The organism is Sphingomonas sp. PAMC26645 (assembly GCF_004795835.1).
Classification (GTDB): Bacteria; Pseudomonadota; Alphaproteobacteria; order Sphingomonadales; family Sphingomonadaceae; genus Sphingomonas.
Window position 1 is genome coordinate 57,483 of the sequence record NZ_CP039249.1, and the last position, 12,318, is coordinate 69,800.

Here is a 12,318-nt window from a genome sequence, read left to right on the forward strand (position 1 = left end):
GGAACATGCTTCTCTTAAGCGGACGCTACGTTACATCCCCCCCCCCCCCCGGCGAAGGCCGGGGTCCAATTGGAGAGGTCGCAGTAACTACGCACTGCCCGCTGTTATAAGCGTCCCCCAATTGGGCCCCGGCCTTCGCCGGGGTGGTGGTAGGTTTGGGATTACTGCGCGCCTCGTGGACGACGGAAGATTGTTCTCCCGCGAAGGCGGGAGTCCAGTCTGGGCCCCCGCCCTCGCGGGGGAACAGTCTTTTGGACGAGGGTCAGTCGACCCAGTCGAGGCCCATGTCGCGGTAGACTTCGCGGTCTTCGTCCCAGCCGGGTTTTACCTTTACGTGCAGGTACAGGTGGACGGGCTTGCCGGTGATCGAGGCGAGTTCGATGCGGGAGCGGGCGCCGATTTCCTTGATGCGGACGCCGCCCTTGCCGAGTACGATCGCGCGCTGCGTCGGGCGTTCGACGAGGATCTGCTGGTGGATCTCCAGCGACCCGTCCTGGCGTTCGATATACTGCTCGGTCTCGATCGTGCTCGCATACGGCAGCTCGGCGTGGAGCTGGAGATAGAGCTGCTCGCGCGTGACTTCGGACGCCAGCGCGCGCTCGGTCGAGTCGGATACCTGGTCCTCGGGGTAGTGCCACGGACCTTCGGGCATCGCCTTGGCGAGCTGCGTCTTGAAGTGGGCGAGGCCGTCGCCGGTGCCGGCGCTGATGAAGAACGTCTCGGCGAACGGGAGCAGCGCGTTGAGTTTCTCGGCGTGGATCAGCAGCTTGGTCTTATCGGCGAGGTCGACCTTGTTGAGGATCAGCCAGATCGGCTCGGTGCGGCCGACCAGCGACTCGACGATCGTCGTCACCTTGCCGCCGATGCCGCCCTTCGCGTCGACCACCAGCGCGATGATGTCGGAGCCTTCCGCGCCACCCCAGGCGGCGGCGACCATCGCGCGATCGAAGCGGCGCTTGGGCTCGAAGATGCCGGGGGTGTCGACGAGCAAGACCTGCGTGTCGCCCTCGATCGCGACGCCCATCAGCTTTGCGCGCGTCGTCTGCGCCTTGGGGCTGACGATGGCGACCTTCTGACCGACGAGCGCGTTGACGAGCGTCGACTTGCCCGCGTTCGGCGCGCCGACGATGGCGACGAGGCCGCAATGCTTGGGGATGGAGATTTCAGGCGTGGTAGGTTCGGTCACTTAGGCTCTTTTCGGCATCGGGATATTCGGGGACGGTCATACAGACAAAACGCCCGTCCGTCATTCCCGCCAAACTGCGGCCTTGGTCTCGTCGCGACGTACGCAGTTCGAGAAGGAGAAATGGTTCACGCGGAGGCGCGGAGGCGCGGAGATGGTGTGGATGGGGCTCGTGCCGTCTGCCATCATGCGCCGCCGATTATCTCGGAGGCATTCGGGGCGAGGCCGGAGTTCCAATCGCACCGCCTCCGCGGCTCCGCGTCTCCGCGTGAACCATTCTTCTTAGCCGAGCTTCTCCAGCAACGCCTTGGCTGCCGCGGTTTCGGCTTCCTGTTTGCTGGAGCCGGTTGCGGTCGCTTCGGCGAGCTTGCCGACTGACACCAGCATCGTGAACTTGGGTGCGTGGCCGGGGCCGGTGCGTTCGACGATGGTGTATTCGGGGGGCTTGCGGTTGTGGGCAGCGGCCCATTCCTGGAGGGCGGACTTGGGGTGTTGCGGGGCTTTGGCGCCGGCCTGGACGCGATCGCCCCATGCGCCGCGGACGAATTTGCGCGCGGCGTCTAGGCCGGCTTCCTGGTACCAAGCGCCGATCAGCGCCTCCATTACGTCGCCAAGCACGTTGTCGCTGTCGCTCGCGCCGTCGTCGCGGGCCTGCTTGCCGAGCTTCAGGTGCGCGCGGACGCCGAGTTCTCGTGCGACGTCGGCGCAGACCGGGCCGGTGACGAGTGCGTTGAGGCGCTTCGACAGCGAGCCTTCGGGGTCGGTCGCGAAGAGTTCGTAGAGCCACTCGGCGATGATCAGGCCGAGCACGCGGTCGCCGAGGAACTCGAGACGCTCGTAGTTCGCCGCGGCCTGGCTGCCGTGCGTGAGCGCGCGCTCATAGGGGGCGAGGTTGGTCGGTGCGCGGCCGAAGAGCGTCTTCAGCCAGCCGGCGAGGTCGCTCAAAAGCCTTCCCCGATACGGCTCCAGCGCGCGGCACTGACCCAGGTCCAGGGCTTCAGCCATTCGGCGTTACCGTCGGTCGAGAAGAAGTTGACAACCGCCTTGCCCTCGACGTTCTCGAGCGGGACGTAGCCCATGCCCTGCGGTGCGGGGAAGCGGCTGTCGCCGCTGTCGTCGCGGTTGTCGCCCATCACGAAGATGTGGCCGGCGGGGATCGTGTAGAGCCCGGTGTCGTCGCGGTCGGGGAGTTCGGCCTGGTCGAGCACTTCGTAGCTGCGGCCTCCAGGGAGCGTTTCTCGGAAGCGGGGGTAGCGGCAGATCTGGACGTTGGCGACGACGTCGACGTAGGGCGCGCCGCATTTCTCGGCGTTGAAGTTCTCGGTCAGCGGGATCGTGAAGTCGGCGATGCGGAGTTTCGGGATCGCCTTGCCGTTGAGGTAGACGGTCCCCTGACGCATCTGGATGGTCTCGCCGGACAGGCCGATGACGCGCTTGATGACGTCGTGGTCGAGCACTTCGGGTGCGCGGAAGACGACGACGTCGCCGCGTGTCGGCGTGCTGCCGAAGATGCGGCCGGGGATCAGCGGGATGCCCGCGGGGAGCGACCAGCGCGAATAGCCGTAGTTCCACTTCGAGACGAAGAGATAGTCGCCGATCAGCAACCGGGGCAGCATCGATTCGGACGGAATGCTGAACGGCGCGAAGATGAAGCTGCGCAGGATCAGCACGACCACCGCGAGCTTCAGGAGAAAGCGGAAGGTTTCGCTGGTTTCCGAGCGTACGGGTTTAGTCTTCACGTCATTTGCCATCCGCGCGGGTTTGCTCAACCTGCGCCTATCGTCAAGCGTGTGCGGGATACGTGTCACCGAAAGAGCGTTGTCGCGGTCTCGCGCTTGCAGCATGACCGGCGCGCACGTCTATTCGGAGAAGTAGCATGACCGCCGACTGGTCCAAGATCGAAGCCCTGCCTGCCACCAAGCTGACCGACCTGTTCGCGGCGGACTCGGAGCGCCTCTCGAAGCTGAGCCTCGACGTCGCGGGGATCCACTTCGACTGGTCGAAGACGCATCTGACGACCGACATGGTCACCGCGTTCGAGGAAATGGCGAAGGCGCAGGACCTGTCGGGCAAGCGCCAGGCACTGTTCTCGGGCGAGGTCGTCAACGTCACCGAGGGCCGCGCGGTCGAGCACACCGCCGAGCGCGGCGAGGGCAAGCCCGAGAGCGTCGCGATCGCGCAGGCCAGCCACCAGCGGATGCGGACGCTGATCGATGCGATCGAGGCGGAAGCGCTCGGCCCGGTGCGGCATATCCTGCATGTCGGGATCGGTGGGTCGGCGCTGGGCCCGCAGTTGCTGGTCGATGCGCTGGGGCGTGACGACAAGCGCTACGACGTCGCGATCGTCGCCAACGTCGACGGCGTCGCGCTGGAAGACGTGTTCGCGAAGTTCGATCCAGCGGCGACTCTGCTCGTGGTCGCCTCGAAGACGTTCACCACGACCGAGACGCTGATGAACGCCGAGTCGGTGCTGCAGTGGATGACCGAGCATAATGTCGAGGATCCGTATGGCCGCGTGATCGCGCTGACCGCGTCGCCGGAGAAAGCGATGGAATGGGGTGTCGACGAGACGCGCATCCTGCCGTTCGCGGAGAGCGTCGGTGGGCGGTATTCGCTGTGGTCGACGATCGGTTTTCCGGCGGCGATCGCGCTCGGTTGGGATCGGTTCGAGGAACTGCTCGAGGGTGCGGCCGAGATGGATCGGCATTTCCGGCTCTCGGCTCTACATGAGAACGCGCCGGCGCTCGCGGCGTTTGCGGACCTGTATTACACGCAGATCCGCCATGCCGAGACGCGCGCGCCGTTCGCGTATGACGAGCGGTTGCGGTTGCTGCCGAGCTATCTCCAGCAGCTGGAGATGGAGTCGAACGGCAAGTCTGTGACGGTCGACGGCCAGCCGCTCGGGCGTCCGTCGGCGGCGATCACCTGGGGTGGCGTGGGCACCGAGGCGCAGCATGCGGTGTTCCAGCTGCTTCACCAGGGCACGCATCTCGTGCCGGTCGAGTTCATCGCGGTGATCGAGCCGGGCGATACGTTGCCCGAGGAGCATCACCGGGCGCTGTTGCTGAATGCATTTGCGCAGGGTGCGGCGTTGATGGCGGGCAAGCAGGTCGAGGATCCGGCGCGGAGCTATTCGGGCGATCGGCCGTCTTCGACGTTGCTGCTTGATGATCTGGATGCGCGGACGTTGGGGGCGCTGATCGCGTTTTACGAGCACCGGGTGTTCGTGAACGGGGTGCTGCTGGGGATCAATTCGTTCGACCAGTTCGGGGTCGAGCTGGGGAAGGAAATGGCGAAGGCTGCGGAGAAGGGCGGCCAGACGTTCGATCCTTCGACGGACGATCTGATCAAGCGCGCGTTTGGGTGAGGTTTGGGGAGGGGGCGGCCCCTCCCCTTATTCTAACCCGGTTACCCTATCCAAAGTTTCCCCACCCCGGCGAAGGCCGGGGCCCAGTTGGGTGAACCGCAGTTTGCCACACGGAAGCCTTGCCAACTGGGCCCCGGCCTTCGCCGGGGTGGGGGTTGGTGGTATGGAGCACTCTCCAACGTACCGCGTTACCCTCTCATGCCTCTACTCGTTGCCATCGCGCTCGCAGCCTCACCCACCATCTCGCAGATGAAGTGGGAGCGGCGGATATTAATCGTGTCCGCCCCAGCCGCCGATGACGCATTACTCACCGAGCAACGGCGCATCCTTGCTGCGTGGAAAACCAACGCCTCCGCCCGCGACCTCACTGTCGTCGAAATCGTTGGGGACACGATTCGCGGCGCGAGCGACCCGGCCGCAGCGGTCCGCCGCAAATACCACCTGCCCGCCAGCTTTACCGCAATCCTCATTGGCAAGGACGGTGGCGAGAAACTGCGTAGTGCCAAGCCCTTCCCTGCCGCCGCGCTGGAGGCGACGATCGACGCGATGCCGATGCGCAAGGCGGGGCAGCGATAGGCTGAGCCGATCAGCGTGATCGCCGCGCTGGGGTTGCCGCCTCGCGCCCCCTGCCCCAGATGGCATGCAAAGCCGCCCCGCGGCATGCGACCTACGAGGACTGCCCGTGACCGACACCACATCCGCGACCGATACCCAATTCGACTATGACCTGTTCGTCATCGGCGCAGGCTCGGGTGGGACGCGTGCGTCGCGCGTTGCCGCGGCGCACGGTGCACGCGTTGCGGTCGCGGAGGAATACCGTGTCGGTGGGACCTGCGTCATTCGCGGGTGCGTGCCGAAGAAGTTGCTGATCTACGGCGCGCATTTCGCCGAGGATCTGAAGGACGCCAAGCGGTTCGGCTGGCAGGTCCCAGATAACTGTGCGTTCAGCTGGCCGACGTTGCGCGACAACGTGATGGAGGAGGTCGACCGGATCAACGGCGCCTACACGACCACGCTCCAGAACAACCATGTCGACATCATCCACCAGCGCGCGGTCGTCTCCGGGCCGAACCAGGTTACCTTGGCCGACGGCACCACGAAGACCGCCGCGAAGATCCTGATCGCGGTCGGTGCGCATCCGCTGGTGCCGGAGTTCCCCGGCTCGGAACACGGCATCACCTCGAACGAGGTGTTCCACCTCGATGACGTGCCGAAGCGCGTGTTGATCGCCGGCGCGGGCTATATCGCCAACGAGTTCGCCGGGATCTTCCACCAGTTCGGTTCGCACGTGACGTTGGTCAACCGCACCGACGTGATCCTGCGCGGCTATGACGAATCGATCCGCGACCGCCTGCTCCAGATCTCGATGAGCAAGGGCATCGATTTCCGTTTCAACGCTGCGTTCGAGAGCATCGAGAAGGATTCGGATGGCTGCCTGACGGTCAAGATGAGCGGGCATGAGCCGATCGTCGTCGACCTCGTGATGTTCGCGACCGGTCGTTTGCCCAACACGAAGGGGCTTGGACTCGACACGGCGGGCGTCGAGATGGACGCAGCCGGCGCGGTGATCGTCGATGAGGACAACCGGTCGAGCTGCGACTCGATTTTCGCAGTCGGCGACGTCACCAACCGGATCCAGCTGACTCCGGTCGCGATCCGCGAGGGGCAGGCATTTGCCGATACGTTCTTCGGCGGCAAGCCAACCCGCGTTGATTACGCCAACGTGCCCGCGGCGGTGTTCAGCCACCCGCCGATGGCTGGTGTCGGCATGACCGAGTCGCAGGCGCGGGAAGCACTTGGCTCGGTCAGGGTGTATTCGAGCGATTTCCGGCCGATGAAGAACGTGCTGGCGGGCCGTAACGAGCGGTCGTTGTACAAGATGATCTGCGATGGCGAGACCGACCGGGTGGTGGGGATCCACTTGATCGGGCCGGACTGTCCGGAGATCCTGCAATCGGCTGCGGTGGCGGTGAAGGCCGGACTGACCAAGGCCGATTTCGACGCGACGGTCGCGCTGCATCCGACGATGGCGGAAGAGCTTGTCTTGATGAAGTAGGGGCGGCCCCGCTTTAAGCTTGTTGTACCGCGAAGGCGGTAGCCCAGTCTGGGCCCCCGCCTTGGCGGGGGAACACGTTCAGGTGCCCGTGAAATTGCCGGGACGGCGCTCGCTGACGGCGCGGACACCCTCGGCGAAGTCGTTGGTCTTCTGCAACCAGGCCTGTTCGGCGAGTTCGTGATCGGTTTGCGATTGGACCAGCGCGAACAGGTCGCCGCGCATCGTCTTGCGTGTAGACCCCACGGCTAGCGGTGCTCCGGCCGCGATTTCCCTTGCGAGCGACAGCGCTTCAGCGCGCAACTGGTCCGCAGGTACCACCGCGTCCGCCAGCCCCCAGGCCTCCGCCTGCTCGGCGCGGATACGGCGCGCGGTCAGGGTCATCAGCAGCGCGCGCTGGCGACCGATCACACGCTCCAGCACCGCGGAGATACCGAAACCGGGGTGGAAGCCGATCTGGATGAAATTGGCGACGAACTTCGCCTCGGGCGAGGCCACGCGAAAATCGGCGACGAGCGCGAGGCCGAGCCCTGCCCCGACCGCTGCACCCTGGATCGCGGCGACGACCGGCGTCTCGACCGCGAATAGCTTGGCGGCGGCGACGTAGAACGGGTTGCGCTCACCCTCGGTCCGGTCCGCGGCGACCGGATTGGCGTTGACGAGGTCCGCTCCCGCGCAGAACACCTTGCCCTCGGATTGCAGGACGATCGCGCGCACGTCGCGGTCGGCATCCGCAGCGGCGAACGCAGCCCCGATCGCCTCGATCAGTGCGAGATCGGCAAAGTTGTGCGGCGGCCGCACGAACGTGACGATCGCAACATGCCCGTCTCGGGTGACGTCGACGCCGGAAAAACCCAAGGGATCATTGGTCATCGTCAGCCTCATTACTGTCGAACGCAGCTAATATGGGCCGCAAACATGGATTGTGGCGATTATGACACGGACCGTCGCCGAATCCACGCCCGACGTCTTCCAACCATTGGCAGAGTTCGAGAAGCGAGCGTAGAGCCTCGATCCCGGCAGCGCGACAAAGATCATCGCGCCGGGGCCGTCTTCATCGGGAGCGGCAACCGGAGAGGTCCAGGGCATGGGGTCGCGACCGTCGCGAGCAGCAGCATTCGGCACTGCCATCGGCAGGACGGCCCCGATTGTGCCCAGCCATTCACCGATCCCGTCCAGTACAGGGGACTATTCGACATGAAGACCATGATGGTCGCGGCGCTGCGCGCTGCGCTGGTGACGACGACGATCCTCGGATCGGCAGTCGCCCTGCCGACCACCGCGACCGCGCAGACGACGACTGCCGCGATCCGCGGACAAGTGCGCGATGCGGCGGGCGCGGCGGTGGCCGGCGCGACGGTGGTGGCGGTCAATACCAGCACCAACCAGACCTTCCGCGCCACGAGCAGCGCGAACGGCAGCTATATCCTCAACGGCCTGCGCCCGGCGCCCTACACGATCACGGTCACCGGACCGAACGGCGACGTCTCGGTGCAACGGATCTCGGTAGGCGTCGGACAGTCGGCGACGCTCGACGCCGTCCTGGCCGCACCCGCGCCAGCGTCCACCACGCAGACGGACGCGACCACCGGCGGTGCTGCCAATGACGGTGGCGACATCGTCGTCACCGCCGGACGCTTGGTCGAGACGAAGACGTCCGAAGTCGCTACGAACGTCAGCCAGAACCAGATCCGCATCCTGCCGCAGGGCGATCGCAACTTCCTGACCTTCGCCGCGCTGGCCCCTGGCGTTCGCTACAACGACAGCGAGACCAACAAGGGCATCGTCGCCGGTGCCTCGCCCGCCAGCCAGGTCAACGTGTTCATCGACGGTACCAGCCTGAAGAGCCAGACGCTCGGCGGGATCGCCGGCCAGACCGACAGCCGGGGCAATCCGTTCGGCCAGCTCGCGGTCGGGGAGTTCCGCGTGCTGACGCAGAACTACAAGGCGGAATACGAGCAGGCCGGGTCGGCCATCGTCACGGCGATCACCAAGTCGGGCACCAACGACTTCCACGGCGAGATGTTCGGCCAATATACCGATCGCAGCCTGACCGCGGCCAACATCCTCGATCAGCGTGCCGATCGCGGCAAGCCGAAGTTCGAACGCAAGCAATACGGCATCTCGCTGGGTGGCCCGATCATCAAGGACAAGCTGTTCTTCTTCGGCGCGTACGAAGGCAACGACCAGAACCGTGCATCGAGCGTGACGGTCGGCCAGCGCACACCGGAAAACCTCGCCCGGTTCGGCCAGTATGAAGGCACTTATGTCAGCCCGTATCGCGGCGATTTCTACTTCGGCAAGCTGACCTTCACCCCCGACGAGCCCCAGGTGTTCGACCTGTCGTTCAGCCGTCGCCAAGAGACCGACGTCTCGGGCTTCGGCGCCAATTTCGGCTCCGCCAACATCGCGTATTCGGCGGCGGTCAACAAGATCAACAAGACCGACACCTATACCTATAAATGGACGTACACCGGCGACAGCTTCGTCAACGAAGCCAACCTGACCTATCTCGACGCGGTGTATAATCCGTCGTCGCTGAACCCCGACGATCCAAGCTTCGAATATCAGGGCGTCATCACCTTTGGCGGCAAGGATTCGACGCAGCGGATCAGCCAGCAGAGCTATGTCCTGCGCGACGACCTGACGTATAACGGATTTCAGAACCACGCGATCAAGGGCGGCCTGCGGTTCGCATTCCAGGATTACGATTTTACCAAGAACTTCTTCGTCCAGCCGCGCTACTTCTTCCAGAACGACGCGACCAAGGGACTCGATTTCAGCTTCCCGGCGCAGGCGCAGCTTGGTGTCGGCAACCCGCGGATCATCGCCTCCAATTCGCAGCTGGGCGCGTACATTCAGGACGATTGGGACGTCACCGACAAGCTACAGATCAACATCGGCCTGCGCTGGGACTACGAGAGCAACCTGTTCAACAACAAATATCGCACCCCCGCAGCGGCGGTCGCGACGTTGAACGCGCTGCCGAGGACCGAGTATTTCGACCCCGCGAACTACATCACCGACGGTAGCGATCGCCCGACCCGCAAGGACATGTTCCAGCCTCGTATCGGCTTCAGCTACGACGTGAACGACGACCAGCGCACCGTGATCTTCGGCGGCTATGGCAAATATTACGATCGCAACGTGTTCAACAACACGCTCGACGAGCAATTCCGCCTGCAATACGCGACCGGCGTCTTCAATTTCTCGCGCGATGGGCAGCCGCGCGACGGGAACCCGACCGTCCGGTGGGATCCGCAATATCTGACCCGCGACGGCCTGCTGGCCTTGCGCGCTACCGCACAAACCGGCCTGCCCGACCTGTTCGCGGTCAAGAACAACGCCAAGGCGCCGTCCACCGATCAGTTCAGCTTCGGCGTGCGCCAGAAGTTCGGCGTGTTCCGCGCGTCGGTGACCGGCTCGTACGTTCGCGGCCAGAACGGCTACACGCACCTGTTCGCGACGCGCAACGCAGATGGATCGTGCTGCGACACGACGATCCCGCGGGCGAATGGCTTCGGCAACGTCCTGATCGGTTATGATGGCCTGCGGACGCGCTACAAGGCGCTGCTGGTGACGATCGACAAGGATTATACCGTCGCGTCGGGCTGGGGCTTCAATCTCGCCTATACGCTGTCGAAGGCCGAGCAGGACGGCGGAGACCTGTTCAGCCTCGATAAGCCGACGCCGGACCAGTATGGCTGGCGGCCGATTGCCGACCAGGACGAGCGCCACCGGATCGTCCTGTCGGGCATCGCCGACCTCCCGCTGGGCTTCCAGTTCTCGACATTGACGACGCTCGGCACCGGCACCGCGTTCCAGTTGCAGGACCAGTCGGCCGGGACCAGCGTCAACCAGCAGGTGATCCGGTCGCTGTACCGGCCGAAGAACTGCCTGGGCAGCGTCTTCGCGTTCTGCGAGGTCAATTTGACGCTGCAGAACAACATCAAGGTGTTCAACAGGCACAATATCAACGTCGCGGTCGACCTGCTCAACGCGTTCAACAACAAGAATTACGGCGGCTATTCCGGGTATCTCGGCGTCGGGCAGGCCTATTCGTTCGACCGCACCACCAACGCGCCAACCAACCTGCTGACGTTGCCGCGGCGGATCCAGTTCAGGGTTGGTTACAGGTTCTGATGCGTTAAGGACGGGCGACCCTTCCAGTCGCCCGCCTGACCTCATGGTCGTGGCGTACCCTGATCAGGAGTTCGGATGCTCGATCGACGGCAGTTTCTCGGCACCGGGGCGATCTCGCTCGGTGGACTTGCCGCGGGATGCACATCGGTCGGGCGGCCGCTGGTCAAGGCGATCGAGAGCGTTACAGGCACGGCGCCGCCTGCACCGCCGCCGTCCGCCAACCCGCTGATCGACAATCTGCAGGAGCGTGCGTTCCTGTATTTCTGGGACACGACCGATCCGGTCACCGGGCTGGCGCTCGATCGCTGGCCGACGCCGTCCTTCTCGTCGATCGCCGCGGTCGGGTTCGCGTTGACCGCCTATCCGATCGGCGTCGTCAACGGCTGGATCACGCGGGAACAGGCGCGCAAGCGGACTCTGGCGACGATGGAGTTCTTCGCGATCGCACCGATGGGCCCCGAGCCGACCGGCAACAGCGGGTACAAAGGATTCTTCTACCACTTTCTCGGCATCACCAAGGGCCAGCGGTTCGCTCGCGCGGAACTGTCGACGATCGATACCGCGTTGCTGCTGGGCGGGATGCTGTTCGCGCAGAGCTGGTTCGATGGCGATCACCCCGAGGAACAGCGGATCCGCGCGCTGGCCGACCAGATCTACGGCGCTGTCGACTGGACGTGGATCACGCCGCGTGCGCCGTTCCTGTCGATGGGCTGGCATCCCGAAAGCGGCTTCATCCCGAGCGACTGGAATATCTACAACGAGGGGATGCTGATGTATCTGCTCGCGCTGGGATCGCCGACGCATCCGCTGCCGCCATCGACATGGGGGGCGCTGACCGAAAAGTTCGAGCCGTCGTGGCGCGGCGATCATCTCCATTATCCGCCGATGTTCGTGCACCAGTACAGCCACGTCTGGGTCGATTTCCGCGGCATCCGCGACGCGTACATCGCGACCAAGGGCATCGATTATTTCGAGAACAGCAAGCGCGCGACGATCGCACAGCGCGACTATGCGATCGCCAATGCGGGCGGGTTCGCGGGCTATGGCCCCGACATCTGGGGACTGACCGCGTGCGACGGTCCCGGCGACTTCAAGGCGAAGATCGGCGGGCGGGCGCGGGAATTCTTCAGTTACTCCGAACGCGGGCCCGGCGCGCGCGACGACGGTACGCTCGCACCTACCGCTGCCGTGGGATCGATCGTGTTTGCGCCGGATCTCGTCATCCCCACGATCACCGCGATGCACGATCGCTACGGCAAGGGGATATACGGCAAATACGGGTTCTTCGACGCCTTCAACCCGACGCTGACCGAGATGGGCGAACCGCTGAAGCATGGCCGGATCGTGCCCGGCGTGGGCTGGGTCGACATCGACTATCTCGGTATCGACCAGGGGCCGATCGTCGCGATGATCGAGAATTGGCGGACCGGGATGGTGTGGAACACGATGCGGCGGAGCCCGCATATCCGACGCGGGCTGGACCGTGCCGGATTTACCGGGGGATGGCTCGCGCGCGCTCCTTAAGGGGTTTCGCCATCGCGTCGGAACGCCTAGGTCGAGTGCATACCCTAT

The 12,318-nt window shown here is 64.7% G+C and carries 9 protein-coding genes; 5 read left to right on the forward strand and 4 right to left on the reverse strand.

The window, feature by feature from the left end; all coding sequences use genetic code 11:
• Positions 1 to 262: 262 nt before the first annotated feature.
• The 3 genes from era to lepB all read right to left on the reverse strand — a co-directional run bounded on the left by era (position 263) and on the right by lepB (position 2,934).
• Positions 263 to 1,186: a GTPase Era gene (era, locus tag E5673_RS00320; protein ID WP_247599494.1), complete on the reverse strand. Its 924-nt coding sequence runs from the start codon at positions 1,184 to 1,186 to the stop codon at positions 263 to 265.
• Between the two features lie 279 nt (positions 1,187 to 1,465).
• The gene (rnc, locus tag E5673_RS00325) at positions 1,466 to 2,128 is read right to left on the reverse strand and encodes a ribonuclease III (RefSeq protein WP_056065532.1); all 663 of its coding nucleotides are present in this window, start codon (positions 2,126 to 2,128) and stop codon (positions 1,466 to 1,468) included.
• The gene (lepB, locus tag E5673_RS00330) at positions 2,125 to 2,934 is read right to left on the reverse strand and encodes a signal peptidase I (protein WP_136191269.1); all 810 of its coding nucleotides are present in this window, start codon (positions 2,932 to 2,934) and stop codon (positions 2,125 to 2,127) included. Before lepB ends, rnc begins: the two co-directional genes overlap by 4 nt.
• Positions 2,935 to 3,059: 125 nt before the next feature.
• On the opposite strand from lepB, the gene pgi reads away from it, so the two are divergent.
• From pgi to gorA, 3 genes are all read left to right on the forward strand, one after another.
• Complete coding sequence (pgi, locus tag E5673_RS00335; RefSeq protein WP_056489844.1) at positions 3,060 to 4,550, forward strand: glucose-6-phosphate isomerase; 1,491 nt, start codon at positions 3,060 to 3,062, stop codon at positions 4,548 to 4,550.
• Positions 4,551 to 4,748: 198 nt separating this feature from the next.
• Entirely contained in the window at positions 4,749 to 5,126 is a 378-nt protein-coding gene (locus tag E5673_RS00340; RefSeq protein WP_136188502.1) for a DUF4174 domain-containing protein, read from the forward strand.
• Between the two features lie 106 nt (positions 5,127 to 5,232).
• Positions 5,233 to 6,606 (forward strand): glutathione-disulfide reductase, encoded by a 1,374-nt coding sequence (gene gorA, locus E5673_RS00345; RefSeq protein WP_247599495.1) that lies wholly within the window; start codon positions 5,233 to 5,235, stop codon positions 6,604 to 6,606.
• 78 nt (positions 6,607 to 6,684) lie between these two features.
• Here gorA and E5673_RS00350 read toward each other — a convergent pair whose 3' ends face one another.
• A complete protein-coding gene (locus E5673_RS00350) occupies positions 6,685 to 7,476 on the reverse strand; it encodes an enoyl-CoA hydratase/isomerase family protein (protein WP_136188504.1) in 792 nt (263 codons plus the stop codon).
• A gap of 324 nt (positions 7,477 to 7,800) precedes the next feature.
• On the opposite strand from E5673_RS00350, the gene E5673_RS00355 reads away from it, so the two are divergent.
• Positions 7,801 to 10,746, forward strand: coding sequence for a carboxypeptidase regulatory-like domain-containing protein (locus tag E5673_RS00355; RefSeq protein ID WP_247599496.1), 2,946 nt, complete (start codon positions 7,801 to 7,803; stop codon positions 10,744 to 10,746).
• A 75-nt stretch (positions 10,747 to 10,821) separates the two neighbouring features.
• On the forward strand, positions 10,822 to 12,270 hold the full coding sequence (locus E5673_RS00360; protein WP_136188505.1) for a glucoamylase family protein: 1,449 nt from the start codon (positions 10,822 to 10,824) through the stop codon (positions 12,268 to 12,270).
• The last annotated feature ends 48 nt before the right edge of the window (positions 12,271 to 12,318 follow it).